Below are 20,915 nucleotides of genomic sequence, written 5' to 3'. Positions count from 1 at the left end.
GAAACTTCTATGGGTTACAGAAAACTTGGACGTACAAGTTCACAACGTAAAGCTATGCTTCGCGACTTGGCGACAGACCTAATCGTGCATGAGCGCATCCAAACGACAGAAGCGCGCGCGAAAGAATTGCGTTCCGTCGTTGAAAAGATGATCACGCTTGGTAAACGCGGTGACTTGCATGCACGTCGTCAAGCAGCACAATTCATTCGCCGTGAGCTAGTGACAACTGCAGATGAAGAAGGCAATGAGAAAGAAATCTTTGCACTTCAAAAATTGTTTGATAACGTGGCACCACGCTACGCAGATCGCCAAGGCGGCTACACTCGTATTATGAAAATGGGACCTCGTCGCGGAGACGGAGCACCTGTTGTTGTAATTGAACTAGTATAATGCGGAGGGTGGCGTTTAGCTGCGACAGGCGCTGGAGGGATTGAACGAAAGGCGTACTATGCCTTTTGCTTCAAGACCGAAGCGACCCGAGCAGCTGCCAACCGAAGCTGGAATGTAACAACACGAAGGGTGTGTCTGGCATACGCACAGCCACGCCCTTTTCTTATCTAAATGATTTATACGACAAATAATTAAAGCTGAGTGTTATGATCGACGGTTTCACCGATCGGTCTAGCTCTACGCATCTCATCCGCTGATCCGGATTGAGCACCCGGTATCAGAATAGAATGGAGCGCATTTCTTCGGATGAGGTGCGCGCTTTTTTTATTTATGCCGAGAAAATATTGTAGTATTCAGTCGTTTCATACATAATCAGAAAAACCCGGAGGTGAGTGGTGTGAAGGAAATTTTATCGTTGGATCACGTGTCGTATTCATATGAGTCAGAAGATGGCGTCGCGAGGAGAGCGGTTGAAGATGTCAGTTTCACTGTGAGAGACGGTGAGTGGATCGCTATCGTTGGTCATAACGGTTCCGGTAAATCGACGTTGGCGAAGTTGATGATTGGTCTTTTATTTCCCGAGGATGGCAAGGTGAAGGTCTTTCTAGAGGAACTAAACGCTTATAACTTATGGGATATCCGCTCACAGATCGGGATGGTATTTCAAAATCCGGACAATCAATTCGTCGGCTCCACTGTTCAGGACGATGTCGCTTTCGCTTTAGAGAACAACGGCATCCCTTTTGAGGAAATGGTGCCCCGTGTCCATGCTTCACTTGCCCAAGTGAAAATGGAAGGATTTCTAGATCATGAGCCGCATCATCTATCCGGTGGACAAAAACAGCGTGTGGCAATTGCAGGAGCGCTCGCCATGCGTCCGAAACTGCTCATTTTGGACGAGGCGACTTCCATGCTTGATCCTCAAGGGCGTGACGAAGTCATCCAAGTCGTCAATGAACTAAAACGGACGACGGGGCTCACGGTGATTTCCATCACGCATGACTTAGAGGAAGTACTATTGGCAGATCGAGTTATCGTCATGAATGAAGGAAAGACGATGATGACCGGCAAGCCGGAGGAGATCTTCGCACATGGCGACGAGCTGGAGGCGATTGGGCTCGACTTGCCATTTGCAGCAAGATTGTCCCGCTCCCTTCGCCAAGCAGGAGTTGCGGTGCAAGGGGAACATATGACGGAAGAAGAGTTGGTGAATGAATTATGGACATCTCACTTCAACAAGTAGGGTATTCATACGCAAAAGGCACGCCTTTTGAAAAACGGGCCCTCCATGAGGTGAATGCTTCAATCAAATCAGGATCATATACAGCTATCATCGGGCATACGGGATCTGGAAAGTCGACGTTGCTCCTTCATTTGAACGGTCTTCTGAAGCCGACGGAAGGGATTGTCCGTATCGGGGATGTCAGCATTACCGCTGACACGAAGGCAAAAGAGTTGAAACAGACCCGCAGGAACGTCGGCATTGTGTTCCAATTTCCCGAGCATCAGCTCTTCGAGGAAACCGTTGAAAAAGATATTATGTTCGGCCCGTTGAATTTTGGGATTCCTGAAGAGGAGGCAAGGCAACGTGCCCATGAATTAATAAGGCTATTAGGATTGCCGGAGGACGTTGCTCAGAAGTCGCCGTTCGATTTATCCGGAGGACAAATGCGCAGGGTTGCAATTGCGGGCGTCCTAGCGTTTAAGCCATCCATCCTCATTTTGGATGAGCCGACAGCAGGCCTAGATCCACGCGGACGGAAGGAAATCATGGAACTGTTTCATAAGCTTCATGAGGAAGAGGGCTTGACGACGATTCTTGTCACCCACAGCATGGAAGACGCGGCACGTTACGCCGATCAGATTATCGTCATGCATGAGGGGCGTTCTGTAATGGCTGGAACGCCTGAAGAGGTATTCGGAGATGTGGACACGCTCAAGTCTTTCCGACTTGGCCTGCCGCGTTCTGTGGCGTTTCAGAAAGACGTGGAAAAACTGTTCGGCAAGCGTTTCGGGAAGCTCGCACTGACGGAAGAGCAGCTAGCGAAAACAATCGCGGTCGCTCTGAAGGACGGTGAACGGTAATGCTGGAGAAAATGATTTTCGGCCGGTACGTACCGGGAGATTCATTCGTCCATCGGCTGGATCCGAGATCGAAGTTGCTGTTCGTCTTCATGTTCATTGTCGCTGTATTTTTGGCGAACAATACGGTGACGTACGCATTACTATTGGCATTTACGCTGCTCGTCATCTTCATTGCGCGCATTCGGCTTTATTTCTTGTTCAATGGATTGAAGCCGATCCTGTTCCTCATCGTCTTTACGTTACTCATGCATTTCATTTTCACGAAGGAAGGCGCGTTATTGGTTGATTGGAAGTTTATTAAAATCTACGAAGAAGGAGTCAGGCAAGGGATTTATATTTCCATTCGGTTCCTCGTACTCGTTTTAATGACGACCATCTTGACATTAACGACATCGCCTATTTCCATAACAGATGGGATGGAGACGTTGTTGAATCCGTTTAAGCGCATGAAATTGCCAGTTCATGAGCTCGCATTGATGATGTCAATTTCCCTTCGCTTCATTCCGACACTGATGGATGAAACTGATAAAATATTGAAAGCCCAGCTCGCTCGCGGTTCCGATTTGACGAGCGGGACGATCAAGGAACGGATCCGGGCGGTTGTGCCTTTGCTTGTCCCTCTTTTCGTTAGCGCGTTTAAACGTGCAGAGGATCTTGCCATCGCAATGGAAGTAAGAGGCTACCGAGGCGGAGAAGGAAGGACGAGATACCGTCAATTAAATTGGCAATGGCGGGATACGCTTGTGATCATCATCTTTTTAATACTAGTTGCCGCCCTTATCTTGCTGAGAGGAGGGAACTGATATGCAGCGTGTTAAAGCAACTGTCGCCTATGACGGTACAGGCTATGCAGGATACCAGTTCCAGCCGAATATGAAGACTGTCCAATCCGTCATCGACAAGGCCCTCGTGAAGCTTCACAAAGATAGCTCCATCTACTCGGTGGCAAGCGGCAGGACAGATGCTGGAGTGCACGCATGGGGGCAAGTCATCCATTTTGACACGCCTTTAGAGCTGCCTCTCGATCGTTGGCAAATGGCACTGAATGTTTTATTGCCGAAAGATGTGAGGATCGTCAAAACGGAGTTCGTCGATAACGACTTCCATGCGCGGTATTCCGCAACCGGCAAGACGTATATGTTTAAATGGTCGTCGAGTGAGGTGCAAAGCCCTTTTGAACGCAATTATACCGTTCATCTCGGAAAATGGCGACCGGATATCGAACGGATGCGGGAAGCGGCTACGTACATTATTGGCACACATGATTTCACGAGCTTTTGTTCATCCAAAACCGCGACGGAGAATAAAGTCCGGACAGTTCGGGAATTGACTCTTGAAGAACGTGGGGACGAGCTCATCATGATGATTGAAGGCGACGGCTTTTTGTACAATATGGTACGGACGATTGCAGGTATGCTCTTAGCGGTTGGCATCGGTTGGAACGAGCCTCGAGACATGCAGGAAATCCTCGAAGCAAGAGACCGGAAAAAGGCGGGGAAAACAGCGCCAGCACACGGTTTGTACTTGATGAACGTTACTTATTAAACTCGAGTCAACTTTTCCTGGTGTTTTCTAATAAAACGCTTGACGTTTGCTCGTATTTACTATAAGATGATAAATGGTATTTCAATAACCCCACAATAAGCCCCGGAAAGTTTATTTGTGTTTAGGGATAGAGAAAACAACGGAACAGATTGATATTTTTAGGAGGATACAATACATGCGTACAACATTCATGGCTAAAGGTCACGAAGTAGAGCGTAAATGGCTCGTTGTCGACGCTGAAGGACAGACGCTTGGTCGTCTAGCTTCTGAAGTTGCAGCGATTTTGCGCGGCAAACATAAACCGACTTTCACACCACACGTTGACACTGGCGATCACGTCATCATCATCAACGCTGAGAAAATCGAATTGACTGGTAACAAATTGAAAGATAAAATCTACTATCGCCACACTGGCTATACAGGTAATATCAAACAACGTACAGCGCTTGAAATGCGCACGAACTACCCAACAAAAATGTTGGAGCTTGCGATTAAAGGGATGCTTCCAAAAGGCCCTCTTGGTCGTCAAACAATCAAAAAACTTCATGTCTATGCTGGACCGGAACATCCACATACGGCACAAAAACCAGAAGCATACGAGCTTCGCGGATAATTAAGAGGAGGAAACACTTTTGGCACAAGTACAATATATCGGCACTGGCCGTCGTAAAAGCTCAGTAGCTCGTGTACGTCTCGTACCAGGCGAAGGTAAAATCGTCGTCAACAACCGTGACGTAGAAGACTACGTACCATTCGAAACACTTCGTGAAGTGATCAAGCAACCGCTTGTAGCAACTCAAACACTTGGCAGCTATGACATCCATGTAAACGTCCACGGTGGCGGTTACACAGGTCAAGCAGGCGCAATCCGCCACGGCGTTGCACGTGCTCTACTTACTGTAGACCCTGAATTCCGTAGCACATTGAAAGCTGCAGGCTTGCTTACACGTGACTCCCGCATGAAAGAACGTAAAAAATACGGTCTTAAAGGCGCGCGTCGTGCACCTCAGTTCTCAAAACGTTAATCTTGTCATTACAACCCTTTCTCGAGAAATCGGGAAGGGGTTTTTTTAATGCGGAGACCTTGACGCAGATGCTTTTGAAATATAAATAATGAAATATATTAAATTGGAGAAGAGATATGTCTACAAAGCGAAATGAAATAAATAAACGAATAACGAGAATCGTCACGTTCATTGTGATTCTAACAGCCGTGCTTGTGATCGGTTTGATAATTACTAATAAGGAGCAAGACGCTTCACCGAAATATGATATACATTCACCAGCTAGAATTGGACCAGTTACTTTGACGGTATATGATTTACCGGCAATGAGTGAATTCTATCAAGAAGTAATCGGCTTCCAATTGTTGAAAAATGAAGGGAATAGAGCGATATTAACTGCTGATGGGGAAACACAGCTTCTCATTCTTGAAGAAAAGAAAGATGCGGTGGATAAGCCAGTAAGAACAACAGGATTGTACCATTTCGCTCTTTTGCTTCCAGATCAAAAAACACTAGGACAATACTTGATTCATTTAAGTGAAACGGGCTATTTGGAAGGGGCAGCAGATCATCAATACAGTGAAGCACTTTATTTAATGGACCCTGAAGGAAATGGCATTGAAATTTATGCAGATCGTCCTTCGAATGAATGGATCGAAGACGGGAACGGCGGATATGTCGGAGGAAGCTATCAACTTAATGCAGTAGAACTAGTCAAACAAGCGAAAAATGAGCAGTGGACAGGTTTGCCTGCAAATACACGAATGGGGCATATGCATGTTCAAGTTTCTGATTTGGAGGAGTCCGAAAAGTTTTATGTGGAAGTATTGGGGTTTCAAGTAGTTGCCAAAAGCAGTAGTCACCTCTTTGTTTCAAAAGATGGTTATCATCATCATATCGGAATGAATATATGGGCAGGAAAAGGAATTCCAGCACCGCCAGCTAATGCAAAAGGTTTAAAGCATTATACGATAAATGTAACGGAAACGGAATGGAAGGAAGTAAGAGAGAATTTACTAACAGAAAATATTCATTTTGAAGAAAAAGAAAATGTGATTAACGTCAATGATCCTTCAGGAATGGGGCTTCAAATCACTACTAAATGGTGACTGTCATTATTAACTGTTTCGTATTCTCATGTCACTTAGAGGATGACTGAACAACTCTCTTTAATAAATTTTTTAAATGAGTTTTCTTTATAAGTCGGTAAACCGGGTAGATATACTTCTACCCGGTCTTTTTTTATTCCAAGAAGATGAAATGCCGGTGAACTCGTATGAATATCTTCTCGTAAATAACGGGAGACTATCCCATATCAAACCAAATTTTAAAAGCGCTCGGTACATGTTGTTTATAATGGGGCGCGTCACTTGAGCAAAGAAAGAAATGGGCCACCGACTTACTATTAATAAGACAGGAGTGAGATACTATGCAATACCTCTGGGGAATTATCGGCATCATTGGCATTTTAGCGATTGCATGGGCCCTATCGACTTCACGGAAATCCATTAATCCGAGGACAGTTTTTGGAGCTTTGGCGATCCAAATTGTTTTTGGTTTTGCGGTGTTGAAGTGGGAATTCGGAAGAGAGATTTTGCAATTCATTTCTGGGATTGTCCAAAAAGTAATTGACTCTTCCAACGCTGGAATCGAGTTTTTGTTCGGAGGAGTGTTAGGGGCTGAAGGTGCTGGTTTCACTTTTGCCTTCCAAGTATTGCCCATTATCATTTTCTTTTCATCCTTAATAGCGGTTCTTTATTATTTAGGAATTATGCAATTTGCAACGAAAATCATCGGTGGACTTTTGGCAAAAGCTCTTAAGACAAGTGAAGCCGAGTCAATGTCAGCTGCCGCCAACATCTTTCTCGGGCCAACGGAAGCGCCATTAGTCATAAGACCGTATATAGAAAAAATGACGAAGTCGGAATTATTTGCAGTCATGGTTGGGGGATTAGCCTGTGTATCGGGTGCTGTATTAGGTGGTTATGCCTTGCTAGGTGTTCCTATTGAATATTTGTTAGCTGCAGCTTTCATGGGTGCGCCAGCAGGATTATTATTTGCAAAAATTATTGTCCCTCAAACAGAAAAATTGAATACAGCTGAAAATGTTCAAATGGTGAAAGATGAGGAATCCAGAAACGTCATCGATGCGGCAGCGCGTGGGGCAACAGATGGGTTGAAAATTGCGGCTGGTGTAGGTGCATTATTGCTTGCTTTTATCTCACTCATTTATTTAGCTAACTTGATTATCGGAGCAATTGGTGGAGTTTTTGGGTTGGAAGGATTGACGATTGAACAAATATTAGGTTATGTTTTCTTCCCACTTGCTTTCCTCATTGGAGTTCCGTGGGATGAAGCATTACAAGCAGGTTCCTTTATCGGACAAAAATTTGTACTGAACGAATTCGTTGCCTACACTTCCTTTGCACCTGAAATAGAGAATCTAACACCTAAAAGTGTTGCGATGATCACCTTTGCATTATGTGGCTTTGCCAATCTTTCATCGCTTGCGATGCTCATTGGGGGATTGGGAGCAATGGCTCCTTCAAGAAGACATGATATTGCTGAAATGGGATTCCGTGCAATCATCGCAGCGACACTGGCCAATCTGTTAAGTGCTGCCATTGCGGGGATGCTAGTTTAACGCCAACCCAGTTATACCGTCGAGCCGGACAAATGATGGGAATGAATTGTAATCCCATTGGAAATACTAATTTCGGTGGAGACTCTCCAATCTGGCAATCGGAGGTGTAGCATGGGGTTTTGGAGTAGACTTTTCGGGAAATCAAAGGAGATGGAAAAGATGCCAAACGTTAAACTAGCGGTCATTTTCTACAGTATGGGTGGAACAAACTATCAATTGGCAAAGTGGGCCGAAGAGGGAGCAAAAGCGGCAGGTGCTGAAGTGAAAGTGTTGAAAGTACAAGAATTGGCACCTGAATCGGTTGTTCAAGGGAACGAGATATGGAAAGCAACTGCCGAAGCGACGAAAGATGTTCCAGTCGCGACTTCCGAAGACCTTGAATGGGCAGATGCCATCATATTCAGCGTCCCGACACGATTCGGAAATATGCCTTCACAAATGAAGCAGTTCCTTGATTTGCAAGGTGGTCTTTGGGCAAGTGGCAAGACTGTGAATAAAGTCGTCAGTGCGATGACTTCTGCACAAAATCCACATGGCGGACAAGAAGCTACATTGCTTTCATTGTACACTTCCATGATGCATTGGGGTGCAATCATCGCAGCTCCTGGCTATACTGATCCAATTATATTTGGCGCAGGCGGAAACCCGTACGGGACGAGCGTTACAGTTAGCCAAGACGGTAAAATGATTGACGACGTCGAAGCAGCGGTCAAGCATCAAGCAAAGCGCACAGTAACTGTCGCAGAATGGGTAACAAAAGGAAATCAATAAGTTCTCGGAGTCAAAATGGACTTTCCGCCATTATGGGGAAAGTCCATTTTTTATTTCCGGAAGCGGTGTGATGGACGGGAGTTCGCTAGGTGTATATGATAAGAATATGACTTTACGAATCGGAGGTTTTTTGGAATGAAGGAAATTACGACAACTGAACTACAGCAGAAATTAACAGAAGGCACAAACCTTGCCTTGATTGACGTTCGAGAAGATGAGGAAGTGGCACAAGGGATGATTCCAGGTGCTGTGCATATTCCACTTGGCGAATTGCCAGACCGTCTCGATGAGCTCGATCAATCGAAGTCTTATATTATCATTTGCCGTTCCGGCGGACGCAGCGGAAACGCGACAGAATTTTTGGAGGCGAAAGGGTATGACGCGACGAATATGGTTGGCGGTATGCTCGATTGGCAAGGGGATGTTGAATAAAGTGAGGAAAAGAAGCCGCAACAGAGGCTTCTTTTTTTATTGAAGCTTATTATGATACAAGCATATCTTGGCCAAGTTTTGCGTATAGTGGGGAAAAAGGCGGTGTGAGATTGAAACGATGGCTTATCATCGGATTATTATTTGCGAGCTCCCTTCTTGTAGTGCTCTACGGTGTGAATGCCTCGGACAGGGGATTTTTCATGCCTGAACAGCTCGGGGGAGTGAAGATTGTCATTGACCCCGGACATGGGGGAATTGATGGTGGAGCGTCAGTTGGCGATGTAGTAGAGAGGGACATTACGTTAAGCATTTCGCATGAGTTGAAGAAGAGATTGGAAAAGAAGGGTGCAGTGGTTGTCATGACGCGTGAGAAGGAAGGAGATGCCCTTGCAGAACACGCGCCGGGTGAAAAGTTCGGAACGACGCGGCAAAGAAAAATGGCCGACTTGAAGTTGCGTGAAAGCATTACCATTGAAGAGGATCCCGATATATTTCTCAGCGTGCATGTCAACGCAATTCCAGAACAAAGGTGGCGGGGATCCCAAGTGTTCTATCATGCTGAGGGACATCCTGGAGGCGAGCTCTTAGCTAAATCCATTCAAGGTTCTTTCGTAAACAATTTAAAGAATACAGATCGAGAAGCACTCGCCATCAAAGGTGTGTATTTATTGAAAAAGGCACCGATGCCTTCCGTCCTCGTCGAAACCGGTTTTATCTCAAATCCGGAGGAACGTGCATTGTTGACGGATCCTGCGTACCAAGGGAAAGTGGCGGATGCGATTGTGGAAGGAATCATCCAATTTCATTTATCCGAAAAACAATAAAGTCGAATCCTGACTTTCTCGGAAGGGCATTATGGTATACTTAGAGAAGAATGAATATTCCTCTAAGGGGTGGCCATATTGATTAACGAACAAATTGTCCGTGACGTTGTAGGCGAGTTAAAGGATCCGTTTTTACATAAAACTCTTGCGGAAACTGATGGAATTGTTAGCATATCGGTAAAGCCGGAGAAGAAGCATGTCAGTGTAAAATTGGCCATCGCCAAAGTGAACACGGCGGAGCAAATGAATTTACAGATGAAAGTAGTTGAAGTAATAAAAGCGGCGGGCGCAGATTCGGTCGGAATCCGATTTGAAGAGCTGCCACCTGAAACGCTTGAAAAATTCCGCGGTACGGCGACGGAAGCGGAAGCGCAGGACTTGCTGTCCCCATTAAATAATATAGAATTTATTTCGATTGCATCCGGCAAAGGCGGTGTCGGGAAGTCGACCGTCTCTGTGAACTTGGCGGTTTCGTTAGCGCGTCTTGGGAAAAAGGTTGGACTGATCGACGCGGATATTTACGGCTTCAGTGTTCCAGATATGATGGGCATCACCGAGTTGCCGGTCATTCGGGAAAACCGGATTATCCCGGTGGAACGTTTCGGGGTGAAAGTGATTTCGATGGGATTCTTCGTAGAAGACAATGCTCCGGTCGTTTGGCGCGGTCCGATGCTCGGCAAAGTGCTGGATCAGTTCTTCCGAGATGTCGATTGGGGACCGCTAGATTATCTCATACTGGACTTGCCGCCTGGAACAGGGGACGTTGCGCTCGACGTTCATCAAATGATTCCAGCTTCTAAGGAGATTGTCGTGACAACTCCGCATCCGACTGCTGCATTCGTAGCGGCTCGTGCAGGTGCGATGGCTCTTCAAACAGATCATGCGATCTTAGGCGTCATCGAAAACATGGCATGGTTCGAGTCGAAACTGACAAACGAGAAGGAATACGTCTTCGGTCAAGGCGGAGGCACTCGACTTGCTGAAGAATTGCGTACCGAGCTGTTAGGTCAAATTCCACTGGGACAGCCTGATTGGAATGAAACCGATTTTGCCCCTTCCGTCTATGCGGAAGATCATCCAATCGGAGAAACCTATATGAAAATTGCTCAGGCGGTTATTGATAAAACCAAAAAATAAAAATCAGTGGGGATCCTTTGTGATCTCCACTGATTTTTTGTTCAATCGGTATGGAATTCACAAGACGAGGCGGTAACAGCTTTTTTGCCTCAACCGCCGCCTCCGCCTCCGCCACCTCCGCCGCCAGCGCCACCGCCACCGCCGGATTGGCCGCCCCCACCGCCACCGCCACCGGATTTACCGCCGCCCTTCTCGGTTGGCGCCACTTCACCCGCCTGGAGGATTAATTCCTGCCATTTCGCTTTGAGCAACGGACTGTTAATCGTCTCTTCGATGGATTTCTCCATCTGTTTTTTCATATTCGCTGATTGCAAAATGGTTTCCAGTTGCTTTTGCATATCAGCTTGTCCGAAAAACTCCACCATTTCTTTTTGGAATGAAGAGTCGTTAATTAAGTTCTTCATGATGTCCTGTTGTTGATCCTTCATACTTTTTGCGATGGATTGGCTGAACTTCGGGTCTTCAAATGCAGTCTTCCAAAATTCCTTGCCTTTATCCGACAGTAGTGTATCCTCGATGGATTTCTTAATTTCTGGTTGCTCGAGCACCATCAATTCCCTGAATTCGGGATCGGATAGCATTTTCCGAATTTGTTTTTTTCCATCTTCCGTCTGTAAAGCATCCGTCATCATCTTTTTCATTTCATCGTAATTCGGTCCTTGCTGTTGCATGCTGCAGCCCGATAAGAGTATGGCGAAAACAAGTAAATGAACCCATTTTTTCATGAGATCAATTTCCCTTCCGATTGCGTTTTCAATTATTGTTCACAATATAAGGAGGAATATGCATTAGGCGTTTAATGAAATAGATTTTTCCGCAAAACGTTGTTACACTAATAGGAGCAATAAAAAACGGGGGAACAGTATCGTGACCATACGAAATTGGATTAAATTCTTTTTTACTGCATTACTGATTGGAGGAGTTGTCACGGGAATCGTTGGGTTGATTGTCCGTTGGGAATTCTTTTCACAATATTTGTCGGCTGGAGAATACATGGAGTTTCTCGGAGCATTCTTATGGATGATCTTCCTTGGGTTCACGATGAGCGTCGTCGCGCAAATGGGCTTCTTTGCTTACTTGACGGTGCACCAATTCGGCGTGAACTTATTCAGATCTTTGACGTTATGGAATTGGGTGCAGTTGCTCATTATCGCAGTCGTCCTGTTCGACTTGGTGTTTTTCAGATTCAAGTTGACTTCAGGTGATACGGGGCGAACCCTTCTCTATTTGACCTTACTGTTCTCATTAGTAGCAGTATCTATCGTTACGGCTTATCTAAAAGCAAAATGGACGAAAAAGCACACGCTCATTTCTGCGTTGTTTTTCATGATTGTCATTACGACGCTCGAATGGCTGCCGGCCTTAATGGTTCGGTCGGGCAATATCGATACGTGGGTGACGATTTTATTATTCCCGCTTCTTGCGGTAAATGCATACCAAATCCTCATGTTGCCCAAATACAACCGTCAATCCGTTGAGGACGAGGCAAGACGGGATGCACGTAGACAGGCACGTCAGGCGAAAGCGGCAAAAACAGCAAAGGCGAAATAAGATAAAGCGCAAGTTTCAGTACGTCAGGAACTGCGCTTTTATCATTGTGGCAACTTTTTTGTTTTGATCGACATGTTGAAAAGGACTTCTTCCAACGACTTGTTTTGACGTGTTTCAATGAGCTTTTTGAAATTGGACAAAGTGATTCGTTCTTCGCGATGATGCGGCAGTGAAATGATTTCCCCTTCTATGACAGGTGGCGGCTCTCCCTTCGACCATTGTACCGTCGAACCGAGGGCATTCACTTCGATATCCCAAAGCGTGCTTCGCAAAGTAAAAGGGAACTGTTCATCAGCTGTTCTAAACCATAACGGCTTTGTGCCGAAGAATTCCTCGTACTTTTCCAGCTGTTCGATCAAAAGAGGGGTGTTTTGTTCGTACTCCAATCCGGCATGTCCCAATAAGCCGGTCGGGATATTGCGTTTCTTGATCAGTTGTACAATTTCCGGAAAGCGCTCTGCCCATTCCATATCAAGAAGGAGCAACGGATAGGGAGCTTGCAACTCTCGGATGAGTGCCACTATTTCTTCGTCTCCGAAAGAAATATTAATAGTCAGTGCGGAGCCCGACATCCCCCTGACAATCACCTCACTCGGCTCGTCCGTCAAGCGGAAAACCGTTTTCAATGAATCCGATCCGGGCATGCTTGGAAAAAATAGTGCGGCAGCACAGAAAACGAAAATGAGTAGAATTAGTTTTGCTCTCAAGACACATCCCCTTTAAAACGAAATCTATAGGGTACTTTATGATAAAGGCTTGACCAATATGATTGGAACATGCTAATATAAGAAAGTCGTTACGGGGTAATAAAAAAAGCTTGATAATTATCCGGTTTTCAGCTAAACTAAATATTGTCGTTGGAAATATTAATTACGATTCCGCAGTAGCTCAGTGGTAGAGCAATCGGCTGTTAACCGATCGGTCGTAGGTTCGAGTCCTACCTGCGGAGCCATTTTTATGCTTCCATAGCTCAGTAGGTAGAGTGCTTCCATGGTAAGGAAGAGGTCACCGGTTCGAATCCGGTTGGAAGCTCCAGTAAGACTCTTTTTTTATGTCTACCTTCTATCTGAAAAGCTAGTTGGAAAAAATGAAAAATAGTCTTGCACAGTGAATGAAATTATGCTAATATAGCATTTGTGCAATTCATGATAATTAGATGGCCCCTTGGTCAAGCGGTTAAGACACCGCCCTTTCACGGCGGTAACACGGGTTCGAATCCCGTAGGGGTCACCATGTTTGTTTCACTCATTTAAAGCTGACAAAGAGATGCGCAGCTTATCACAATTTTAATCTGGTGGGGTAGCGAAGTGGCTAAACGCGGCGGACTGTAAATCCGCTCCCTCAGGGTTCGGCGGTTCGAATCCGTCCCCCACCACCATTTACATATCATCTGCTCAACTTAATCGAGAGAAAGAAGCTGACGCAGTAATGCAAAGCTTATCTCAATCGTAACGTTGGGGTATAGCCAAGCGGTAAGGCAACGGACTTTGACTCCGTCATTCGTTGGTTCGAATCCAGCTACCCCAGCCAATTATTTTTTTGCTCCACAAAAAAAATAATTTGCGAGCAATACCGCAAGGTAATTGCGAGCAAACAGGGTTTAATACCCCAAGCATTCCGTTATTTAAGGAATTGCGAGCAAATGATTTTAAATACCCAAAACATCCCATTAATTTAACCCCAAATATATAAATCCACCACCCAAATCCATCACCAGATAGGATTTTTTTTATTGCCAAAAATCCCTTACCACTTTCGAAAAATAGTCAAACTCCCACCGGTGTAATGCAGAATTTGCGAGTATTATATAGAGATATCGTATAGTAGAAACGAAAGACAGTTTAAAAATTCAGAAGATAGTTCAAGTAAATTGCAATATACGGGTTATAGCAGAAAGGGTTTGGTGTCCGATGCAGGATTATTACGGAATGATGCGAAAAATGACAGGCGAAGACAATCAACAAAACGTCGAGGATATGCTTGTCGATATTGCATATGCGCTCGATCAATCCGCCATAGTCGCGATCACCGATCGAACAGGAAAAATCACCTATGTGAATGAATTGTTTACGAAAATGTCTCAATACAAAGCAGAAGAGCTAATCGGCGCTTCACATGCAATCATTAATTCTGGATACCATTCGAAGGAATTTTTTAAACATATGTGGGCTACGATCGGAAGAGGAAATATCTGGCACGGGGAGATCCGCAATCGTGCGAAGGACGGCAGCTTTTACTGGGTCGATACAAAAATCGTTCCGTTTTTGAACGACAAAGGAATTCCAAACCGGTATATTTCCATCCGCTACGATATAACTGAACGGAAACTCATGGAAGAGAAAATTCGCAAGGATGCCGAAGTTTACCGTAAGATCGTCGAAGAAAACCGGGACCTTTCCTACAATGACCAACTGACAACGTTGCTGAACCGTCATGCGTTCAGTAAAACCTTGCGTGCAAGTCTCGAAGGGAAGAAAAGGTCGAGCGTCGGGTTGGTGTATTTGAACATCGATCGTTTGCGCAATGTGAACGATTCTTTCGGACAGGATTCAGGGGATTATGTGCTGTCGATTGTCGCAAAACGATTGAAGAAAGCACTGAGTGCGGACGATATTATTGGCCGCATCTCCGGTGATGAGTTTGCCTTCACATTGACGCAAGCAAAGAACGAGGAAGAAGCAGAGCGGATGACGGAGGACATTAAAGCAAGCTTGGAACAACCAATCAGCATTAAAGGTGAAATCTATACGATTTCTACGAGTTGCGGAATAGCACTATTTCCGAAGCATGCGAAAACCGTTTCGGAACTAATGATGAAATCCGAAAAGGCACTACATTATGTACAGGAGCATGGTCGCGGGACCTATAAAATGTATGAGCCAGGTACAGCTACGAAAACATTAGAACGTATTTTATTGGAAAATGAATTGGGAAAAAGTGTTCAATTGGGGAACTTTACGTTGGAATATCAACCGAAAATGAATCTCTCTCGCAAAACTTTGTCAGGCGTCGAGGCTTTGGTACGCTGGAATCACCCGGATCTTGGGCGGATTCCGCCGGATAAATTCATTCCCCTAGCAGAGGAAACGAAAATCATTTTGCCACTGGGCGAATGGATTCTAAGGGAAGCGTGCAAGCAGGCGAATGAATGGAAGCGTCAAGGACATGCCCCTTTCCGAATTGCTGTTAATATGTCGGCTGTACAGCTGGAAGCTCCGGATATCGTACAGACAATTAAGCGTATTTTGGACGAGGAGGATCTCGGCCCTGAATATATTGAAATCGAACTGACGGAAAGCTCATTCGCGGATCGGGATGAAATGCAGTCGACGATTCAGCAAATCCGCAACTTGGGCATTCAAGTCGCCATTGACGATTTCGGCACGGGATACAGCACATTTAGTTATATTAAAGAGCTTCCTGCGGATGCGTTAAAAATCGATAGGTCGTTCGTCAAAGACATTGATGTCAATGAAAATAGCAGGGCGATTGTCAAAGCAATCGTTACGTTGGCGGACACGGCAGGCCTCAATGTCATTGCGGAAGGAATTGAAACAGAGGAGCAGGCAAAAATTCTCCGCAGTTTAGGGTGTAGAGAAGGACAAGGCTATTTTTTCAGTAAGCCAATGCCGCCGGAAGACTGTGAATTTATGTTTTCGAAATCTGTAGAATATGAATAAATATTCGTAAACTTGTCAGGTTGAGCCATTTCATAGAACGAATTACAATATGGGTGGGGGAGGCTGACATATATGCGAAAACTAGATATATCAGTAATAGGAGTACCGCTCGACTACGGACAAAGCCGTAGGGGAGTAGATATGGGGCCGAGTGCCATCCGTTATGCGGACGCGATTAAAAGATTAGAAGCGATCGGGCATACGCTGAAGGATGAGGGAAATGTTCAAGTAAGCGCCGTCGAACGGAAGGATCGAGAAGTGTCCAACTTGAAAAACTTGGAGGAAGTCGTCCGTGCAACAGGTGAACTCGCAAAACGAGTTGCTAAAGTCGTAGAGAAGGGTAAATTTCCTCTCGTACTCGGAGGAGATCATAGTATTGCCATCGGTACGATTTCAGGACTTTCCTCCAAATATAAAAACTTAGGCGTCATCTGGTACGATGCCCATGTCGACATGAATACGGCGGAAACGTCTCCGTCCGGCAATATTCATGGCATGCCACTTGCCGTAGTAATGGGGCATGGTCATGAACGGCTCGTCAACCTATTTAAGGAAGGGCAGAAAGTGAAACCCGAAAACATAGTCATCATTGGAGCGCGTTCTGTCGATCCTGGCGAACGTGAATTAATTAAAAAAACGGGTGTAAAAGTATATACGATGCATGAAATTGACCGTGACGGGATGACCGCAGTCATGAAGGATGCAATTGCGTATCTCCAATCTAAAAATTTGGATGGCGTTCATTTATCTTTAGACTTGGATGGGCTAGATCCACTTTACACACCCGGAGTAGGAACACCGGTGCCAGGAGGTATTAGCTACCGCGAAAGCCATCTTGCCATGGAGATGCTCGAAGATTCAGGTTTGATTACATCTGCGGAGTTCGTCGAAGTCAATCCAATTCTCGATGAGAGGAATAAGACTGCGGATGTAGCAGTTGGACTAATGGGATCATTGCTTGGAGAGAAGTTACTATAAAATCAGGCCGCTTGGATTCAGTCCAAGCGGTTCTATTTTGTTCTATTTTACATAACTCTTCTGTGGTAGATTTCTGTGAAAAGATTTTTCCAAAACAACGGAAAAAACTATCAAACTTTGGTAAAATAAAAAGAAGAAGAAAAAAATGAAACCAGTTGGACCCTTCAATCGTATAGAAGGAACAGCCGCATAGAGCGGAGGATGAAAGTCATTGGATGAATTGGTCAATAAAAGAATAAATCAAGTGATCAAAGGCGATCAAGATGCATTCGAGGAAATAGTAACATTGTTTCAACATCGGCTGTATCATGTTTGTTATCGAATGCTCGGCAATCCCCAAGAAGCGGAAGATATCGCCCAAGAAGCGTTTGTACGCGCGTATGTCAATATTCATACGTACGATCAGAAACGGAAGTTCTCGACGTGGTTATTTCGGATTGCCACAAATTTATGCATTGATCGAATCCGCAAAAAGAAGCCTGATTACTATCTAGATGCGACAGTGCCTGGAACGGACGGTCTGAATATGTACTCACAAATTGCGGCGGCAGGCGACTTGCCTGAGGAAGAAGTGGAGCGTATGGAAGCACAGGAACGTGTCCAATATGAGATTGGGCGACTACCTGAGAAATACCGTACCGTCATTATTCTTCGCTATATGGAAGAGTTGCCGTTGCAGGAAATCGGTGATATTTTAGAATTACCACTCGGAACCGTAAAAACCCGAGTTCACCGTGGTCGGGAAGCACTTCGGAAACAGTTGGGTAAAATGTAGGAGGGAATAAAGTATGAATACGTGTCAGGAACCAGTTATCCATTTAATGCACGCGTATTTAGACGGAGACATAAGCCGAGAAGACGAGCAGATGTTGCATGAACATCTAGCTTCCTGCGAAAGTTGCAAGGAAATAATGGATGAAATGAAGATATCGGCTTTGTTCCTGAAGGATGCCGCTCCAATCGAGGCTCCAGAAGGATTTGTCTCTGGCGTCATGGCACGTCTCCCGAAAGAAAAATCGCAAGCAGGCTTTCAGCGCCTATTACGCAGACACCCACTACTGGCAGCAGCCGCACTATTTTTAATGTTAATGAGCGCGACGCTCTTTTCTAACTATAGTAATGATCAGCAGTTTTCCTTCACGAAGCAGCCAAATCTTGTCGTCGAAGGGGAAACTGTTGTCGTTCCTGCTGGTGAAGTTGTGAAAGGGGACATTGTTGTCAAAAACGGCAATCTCCGGATAGAAGGGGAAGTGGATGGCGATGTAACGGTTATCCATGGTTCAAAATATATGGCATCGACAGCAGTCGTTACCGGGAAAAGTGAAGAAATCGACAAGGTCTTCGATTGGCTATGGTATAATCTCAAGTCAACCGTCAAGGATATTTTTCAGCCCTCCAATGGAGAGTCGCAAGACGAATAGTAGTAACAACGATCGCCTTCCTAGCAACGGAAGTGCGATCGTCTTTTATATAGAAATAATTATAGTTACTGCAAAAATCCGTTCTGGGTCCAAATCGAGCCGTTACGTCCAAAGCGAGTCGTTCCGCGTCCAAAGCGAATCAATCCGCGTCTATATCAGCCCAAAACATTCCTTTTCAAATCGGAAACCAAACTCCGCTAAAAACGTTTTCATTAACAGCCAGTATCTGCTTGTTTTCAAGAGCATTGAAACTAGGCTCTATGATATACTGAAGTAAAGAATTTGCGATGAAGGTGAGGGAAGCGCATGCCTGGTTGGGAAATGATTACAAACTCAAGTCCGGTTGAGATACTGAAAAATATAGTGGATGTGCTTCTCGTTTGGTTTGTTTTCTATAAATTAATCACCATCATAAAAGGCACGAAAGCCGTACAGCTATTAAAAGGGATTTTCGTCATTCTATTTGCCCGTATTTTTACTGAATATCTTGGACTCGATACATTGAAGTGGATGTTGGATCAAGTGTTGATGTTCGGTTTCCTAGCTATTATTATTCTTTTTCAACCGGAAATACGCCGTGCGTTGGAACAACTTGGACGAGGACGTTTGTTTGCACGGTCACAAATGCAGGAAGAAGAAGAACGAGATCGCATGATTGAAGCATTCACGAAGTCAGTGAGCTATATGGCGAAGCGGCGAATTGGAGCACTTATCTCGATTGAACGGGAGACAGGGCTCAGCGAATATATTGAAACAGGCATTCCAATGAACTCAAACGTCACATCGGAATTACTCATCAATATTTTCATTCCGAATACACCGTTGCATGACGGTGCCGTCATCTTACAGAAGAACCGCATTGCAGCAGCAGGCTGTTATTTGCCACTCTCGGAAAATCCTTTCATATCGAAGGAACTCGGAACACGGCACCGAGCAGCTCTCGGCATTAGTGAAGTGACCGATGCGATTACAATTGTTGTATCTGAAGAGACAGGTGCTGTCAGCATCACAGCAAACGGTGACATTAATCGGAACCTGTCGATGGACGATTTTGAGAAGCAGTTGCGGCAAGTATGGTTTGGTTCGGAAAATGAAACTTCGTCGACACGATTCTGGAAATGGGGGAAACGTAAAGATGGATAAGTTAATGGATCGCCCATGGTTCCTCCGCTTCACGGCATTAGCGCTCGCTATCATCCTTTTCTTTTCCGTCAGAGCGGAGGGGAATAATACGAGCAGTTCCACAATCGGTGATACGCTTGATATCATTCGGGACGTACCGGTGGAAGTTTATTATGATAATGAAAACCTCGTTGTAACCGGAGTTCCAAAAACGGTTAATATGACGATCGATGGACCTTCCAACATCGTACAGACGACGAAGTTATTAAAGGATTTCATACTGAAGGTCGATCTTAGGAGCTTACCGATGGGAAGGCATACAGTAAGGATTCAAGCCGAGAACCTATCGGATAAGCTAGACGTAAGGTTGGACCCTGCAACAGTGGATGTTGTCATTGAAGAGAAGATTTCACGAGCATTCCCTGTCGAACCTGAATTTAATGAGCGATTGCTAAAAGATGGGTTCCATGCGGTGAAAAAGGAAGTAGAACCCGCTACCATTCAAGTAACAGGCGCCAAAAGCGTCATCGAATCAATTAGCTTCGTAAAGGTTTCAGCAACTGGAGATAATGGCATCAATAAATCATTTGAACAAAAAGCTCGCGTCCGCGTGCTTGACCGAGATTTGAACAAGCTGAATGTCACGATTGATCCTGAAGAAGTGACTGTTAAAGTGGAAGTTGAAGAAAATAATAAAGAGGTGCCGATCGTCCTCCGTCAAAGAGGCGTACCGGGTGAAAACGTTGCGATTAACTCGATCTTTTCCGATACAAAGACGGTGCGACTCTATGGACCGAAGAAGACGCTAGATGCCATTAATGAAATCCGGGTGGATGTAGATGTTTCAAATGTGGAACAATCGGAAACCGTTGAACTGACTCTTCCAAAGCCGAGAGGGGTTTCCAAGCTTTCGGAGGACAAAGTCAAGGTGAATATTAGCGTCACAGTAATAAATGGAGAAGATCCTCCTCCTGAAGTATCGATTGGACCGGCGGAGGAAGAGAATGTAAATGTTGATGTCACAAAGGAATTCAAAAACGTCCCTGTCGCTGTGAAAGGTTTGGATGAAAAATATAAAAGTTCCTTTCTGAAACCAGAGGACGGGGTCGTGGATGTGACAATCACTGCAAAAGAGGACGTCATCAATTCACTTGACGTATCGGACTTAGATATTAGTGTCGACGCTTCTAACACAGACGAGGAAGGCGAGCATGCCTACCCGATAACTGTCGTTGCGCCTAACAATATTGCTTGGAAGCTTTCGGAGGATGAAGTGACATTGGAAATAAAGCTTGCATGATGAAGAAGCTGATTATGAGCATTGAAAGGGA

The 20,915-nt window shown here is 45.0% G+C and carries 23 protein-coding genes and 5 tRNA genes; 25 read left to right on the top strand and 3 right to left on the bottom strand.

Features of this window, described 5'->3' with window-relative positions:
* Window positions 1–9: 9 nt before the first annotated feature.
* The 13 genes from rplQ to MHZ92_RS03925 all read left to right on the top strand — a co-directional run bounded on the left by rplQ (window position 10) and on the right by MHZ92_RS03925 (window position 10,832).
* Window positions 10–390 carry a 50S ribosomal protein L17 gene (rplQ, locus tag MHZ92_RS03985; protein ID WP_060203464.1) on the top strand — a complete coding sequence of 127 codons (381 nt, stop codon included), beginning with the start codon at window positions 10–12 and terminating at the stop codon, window positions 388–390.
* Between the two features lie 397 nt (window positions 391–787).
* Entirely contained in the window at window positions 788–1,633 is an 846-nt protein-coding gene (locus MHZ92_RS03980; protein ID WP_239430246.1) for an energy-coupling factor ABC transporter ATP-binding protein, read from the top strand.
* Window positions 1,609–2,475 carry an energy-coupling factor ABC transporter ATP-binding protein gene (locus MHZ92_RS03975; RefSeq protein WP_239430245.1) on the top strand — a complete coding sequence of 289 codons (867 nt, stop codon included), beginning with the start codon at window positions 1,609–1,611 and terminating at the stop codon, window positions 2,473–2,475. The genes MHZ92_RS03980 and MHZ92_RS03975 overlap by 25 nt, the downstream gene beginning before the upstream one ends.
* The gene (locus tag MHZ92_RS03970; RefSeq protein ID WP_239430244.1) at window positions 2,475–3,278 is read left to right on the top strand and encodes an energy-coupling factor transporter transmembrane component T family protein; all 804 of its coding nucleotides are present in this window, start codon (window positions 2,475–2,477) and stop codon (window positions 3,276–3,278) included. The genes MHZ92_RS03975 and MHZ92_RS03970 overlap by 1 nt, the downstream gene beginning before the upstream one ends.
* A gap of 1 nt (window position 3,279) precedes the next feature.
* Window positions 3,280–4,020, top strand: coding sequence for a tRNA pseudouridine(38-40) synthase TruA (gene truA, locus MHZ92_RS03965; protein WP_239430243.1), 741 nt, complete (start codon window positions 3,280–3,282; stop codon window positions 4,018–4,020).
* Window positions 4,021–4,195: 175 nt separating this feature from the next.
* A complete protein-coding gene (gene rplM, locus MHZ92_RS03960; protein ID WP_239430242.1) occupies window positions 4,196–4,633 on the top strand; it encodes a 50S ribosomal protein L13 in 438 nt (145 codons plus the stop codon).
* A 19-nt stretch (window positions 4,634–4,652) separates the two neighbouring features.
* Window positions 4,653–5,045, top strand: a complete 393-nt coding sequence (gene rpsI / locus MHZ92_RS03955) for a 30S ribosomal protein S9 (RefSeq protein WP_239430241.1) — start codon at window positions 4,653–4,655, stop codon at window positions 5,043–5,045.
* 116 nt (window positions 5,046–5,161) lie between these two features.
* Window positions 5,162–6,133, top strand: a complete 972-nt coding sequence (locus MHZ92_RS03950) for a VOC family protein (RefSeq protein ID WP_239430240.1) — start codon at window positions 5,162–5,164, stop codon at window positions 6,131–6,133.
* Window positions 6,134–6,453: 320 nt separating this feature from the next.
* A complete protein-coding gene (locus tag MHZ92_RS03945) occupies window positions 6,454–7,668 on the top strand; it encodes a NupC/NupG family nucleoside CNT transporter (RefSeq protein WP_239430239.1) in 1,215 nt (404 codons plus the stop codon).
* A gap of 159 nt (window positions 7,669–7,827) precedes the next feature.
* The gene (gene wrbA, locus MHZ92_RS03940; RefSeq protein WP_239430238.1) at window positions 7,828–8,439 is read left to right on the top strand and encodes an NAD(P)H:quinone oxidoreductase; all 612 of its coding nucleotides are present in this window, start codon (window positions 7,828–7,830) and stop codon (window positions 8,437–8,439) included.
* A 135-nt stretch (window positions 8,440–8,574) separates the two neighbouring features.
* A complete protein-coding gene (locus tag MHZ92_RS03935) occupies window positions 8,575–8,871 on the top strand; it encodes a rhodanese-like domain-containing protein (RefSeq protein ID WP_239430237.1) in 297 nt (98 codons plus the stop codon).
* A 110-nt stretch (window positions 8,872–8,981) separates the two neighbouring features.
* Window positions 8,982–9,695, top strand: a complete 714-nt coding sequence (locus tag MHZ92_RS03930) for an N-acetylmuramoyl-L-alanine amidase (RefSeq protein WP_239430236.1) — start codon at window positions 8,982–8,984, stop codon at window positions 9,693–9,695.
* A 78-nt stretch (window positions 9,696–9,773) separates the two neighbouring features.
* Window positions 9,774–10,832: an Mrp/NBP35 family ATP-binding protein gene (locus MHZ92_RS03925; RefSeq protein WP_239430235.1), complete on the top strand. Its 1,059-nt coding sequence runs from the start codon at window positions 9,774–9,776 to the stop codon at window positions 10,830–10,832.
* Window positions 10,833–10,921: 89 nt separating this feature from the next.
* On the opposite strand, the gene gerD is transcribed toward MHZ92_RS03925, so the two are convergent.
* The gene (gene gerD / locus MHZ92_RS03920; protein ID WP_239430234.1) at window positions 10,922–11,557 is read right to left on the bottom strand and encodes a spore germination lipoprotein GerD; all 636 of its coding nucleotides are present in this window, start codon (window positions 11,555–11,557) and stop codon (window positions 10,922–10,924) included.
* 142 nt (window positions 11,558–11,699) lie between these two features.
* On the opposite strand from gerD, the gene MHZ92_RS03915 reads away from it, so the two are divergent.
* Window positions 11,700–12,383: a KinB-signaling pathway activation protein gene (locus MHZ92_RS03915; protein ID WP_239430233.1), complete on the top strand. Its 684-nt coding sequence runs from the start codon at window positions 11,700–11,702 to the stop codon at window positions 12,381–12,383.
* Between the two features lie 41 nt (window positions 12,384–12,424).
* On the opposite strand, the gene MHZ92_RS03910 is transcribed toward MHZ92_RS03915, so the two are convergent.
* Window positions 12,425–13,090: a hypothetical protein gene (locus MHZ92_RS03910; protein ID WP_239430232.1), complete on the bottom strand. Its 666-nt coding sequence runs from the start codon at window positions 13,088–13,090 to the stop codon at window positions 12,425–12,427.
* A gap of 170 nt (window positions 13,091–13,260) precedes the next feature.
* On the opposite strand from MHZ92_RS03910, the gene MHZ92_RS03905 reads away from it, so the two are divergent.
* From MHZ92_RS03905 to MHZ92_RS03885, 5 genes are all read left to right on the top strand, one after another.
* A tRNA-Asn gene (locus MHZ92_RS03905) sits at window positions 13,261–13,335 on the top strand.
* Window positions 13,336–13,342: 7 nt separating this feature from the next.
* A tRNA-Thr gene (locus MHZ92_RS03900) sits at window positions 13,343–13,418 on the top strand.
* A 123-nt stretch (window positions 13,419–13,541) separates the two neighbouring features.
* Window positions 13,542–13,616, top strand: a tRNA-Glu gene (locus tag MHZ92_RS03895).
* Between the two features lie 60 nt (window positions 13,617–13,676).
* Window positions 13,677–13,761 (top strand) — tRNA-Tyr (locus MHZ92_RS03890).
* A 77-nt stretch (window positions 13,762–13,838) separates the two neighbouring features.
* A tRNA-Gln gene (locus MHZ92_RS03885) sits at window positions 13,839–13,913 on the top strand.
* Here the strand turns inward: MHZ92_RS03885 and MHZ92_RS03880 are convergent.
* Window positions 13,880–14,122, bottom strand: coding sequence for a hypothetical protein (locus tag MHZ92_RS03880; protein WP_239430231.1), 243 nt, complete (start codon window positions 14,120–14,122; stop codon window positions 13,880–13,882). The genes MHZ92_RS03885 and MHZ92_RS03880 overlap by 34 nt on opposite strands.
* Before the next feature lie 189 nt (window positions 14,123–14,311).
* Between MHZ92_RS03880 and MHZ92_RS03875 the strand changes: the two genes are divergently transcribed.
* From MHZ92_RS03875 to MHZ92_RS03850, 6 genes are all read left to right on the top strand, one after another.
* A complete protein-coding gene (locus MHZ92_RS03875) occupies window positions 14,312–16,063 on the top strand; it encodes a putative bifunctional diguanylate cyclase/phosphodiesterase (protein ID WP_239430230.1) in 1,752 nt (583 codons plus the stop codon).
* A 72-nt stretch (window positions 16,064–16,135) separates the two neighbouring features.
* Window positions 16,136–17,041, top strand: a complete 906-nt coding sequence (gene rocF / locus MHZ92_RS03870; RefSeq protein ID WP_239430229.1) for an arginase — start codon at window positions 16,136–16,138, stop codon at window positions 17,039–17,041.
* A gap of 211 nt (window positions 17,042–17,252) precedes the next feature.
* A complete protein-coding gene (gene sigW, locus MHZ92_RS03865) occupies window positions 17,253–17,816 on the top strand; it encodes an RNA polymerase sigma factor SigW (protein WP_239430228.1) in 564 nt (187 codons plus the stop codon).
* 13 nt (window positions 17,817–17,829) lie between these two features.
* Window positions 17,830–18,462 carry a zf-HC2 domain-containing protein gene (locus tag MHZ92_RS03860; RefSeq protein WP_239430227.1) on the top strand — a complete coding sequence of 211 codons (633 nt, stop codon included), beginning with the start codon at window positions 17,830–17,832 and terminating at the stop codon, window positions 18,460–18,462.
* Between the two features lie 306 nt (window positions 18,463–18,768).
* On the top strand, window positions 18,769–19,605 hold the full coding sequence (gene cdaA / locus MHZ92_RS03855; RefSeq protein WP_239430226.1) for a diadenylate cyclase CdaA: 837 nt from the start codon (window positions 18,769–18,771) through the stop codon (window positions 19,603–19,605).
* Window positions 19,598–20,884, top strand: a complete 1,287-nt coding sequence (locus MHZ92_RS03850) for a CdaR family protein (RefSeq protein WP_239430225.1) — start codon at window positions 19,598–19,600, stop codon at window positions 20,882–20,884. The genes cdaA and MHZ92_RS03850 overlap by 8 nt, the downstream gene beginning before the upstream one ends.
* Window positions 20,885–20,915 lie beyond the last annotated feature (31 nt).

Origin of the sequence: Sporosarcina sp. ACRSL (genome assembly GCF_022346605.1) — a bacterium.
Lineage (GTDB): Bacteria > Bacillota > Bacilli > Bacillales_A > Planococcaceae > Sporosarcina.
Note: the sequence above shows the minus strand (reverse complement) of the source record. Positions and strands in the feature narration are given on the sequence as shown.

Excerpts from the sequence above, each read along its gene's own strand:
- MHZ92_RS03975 (WP_239430245.1), top strand. The coding sequence starts at position 1,609 with ATGGACATCTCACTTCAACAAGTAGGGTATTCATACGCAAAAGGCACG.
- MHZ92_RS03875 (WP_239430230.1), top strand. The coding sequence starts at position 14,312 with ATGATGCGAAAAATGACAGGCGAAGACAATCAACAAAACGTCGAGGAT.
- MHZ92_RS03950 (WP_239430240.1), top strand. The coding sequence starts at position 5,162 with ATGTCTACAAAGCGAAATGAAATAAATAAACGAATAACGAGAATCGTC.
- wrbA (WP_239430238.1), top strand. The coding sequence starts at position 7,828 with ATGCCAAACGTTAAACTAGCGGTCATTTTCTACAGTATGGGTGGAACA.
- MHZ92_RS03850 (WP_239430225.1), top strand. The coding sequence starts at position 19,598 with ATGGATAAGTTAATGGATCGCCCATGGTTCCTCCGCTTCACGGCATTA.
- rplM (WP_239430242.1), top strand. The coding sequence starts at position 4,196 with ATGCGTACAACATTCATGGCTAAAGGTCACGAAGTAGAGCGTAAATGG.
- MHZ92_RS03970 (WP_239430244.1), top strand. The coding sequence starts at position 2,475 with ATGCTGGAGAAAATGATTTTCGGCCGGTACGTACCGGGAGATTCATTC.
- MHZ92_RS03945 (WP_239430239.1), top strand. The coding sequence starts at position 6,454 with ATGCAATACCTCTGGGGAATTATCGGCATCATTGGCATTTTAGCGATT.
- cdaA (WP_239430226.1), top strand. The coding sequence starts at position 18,769 with ATGCCTGGTTGGGAAATGATTACAAACTCAAGTCCGGTTGAGATACTG.
- rocF (WP_239430229.1), top strand. The coding sequence starts at position 16,136 with ATGCGAAAACTAGATATATCAGTAATAGGAGTACCGCTCGACTACGGA.
- gerD (WP_239430234.1), bottom strand. The coding sequence starts at position 11,557 with ATGAAAAAATGGGTTCATTTACTTGTTTTCGCCATACTCTTATCGGGC.
- rplQ (WP_060203464.1), top strand. The coding sequence starts at position 10 with ATGGGTTACAGAAAACTTGGACGTACAAGTTCACAACGTAAAGCTATG.
- MHZ92_RS03860 (WP_239430227.1), top strand. The coding sequence starts at position 17,830 with ATGAATACGTGTCAGGAACCAGTTATCCATTTAATGCACGCGTATTTA.
- truA (WP_239430243.1), top strand. The coding sequence starts at position 3,280 with ATGCAGCGTGTTAAAGCAACTGTCGCCTATGACGGTACAGGCTATGCA.
- MHZ92_RS03935 (WP_239430237.1), top strand. The coding sequence starts at position 8,575 with ATGAAGGAAATTACGACAACTGAACTACAGCAGAAATTAACAGAAGGC.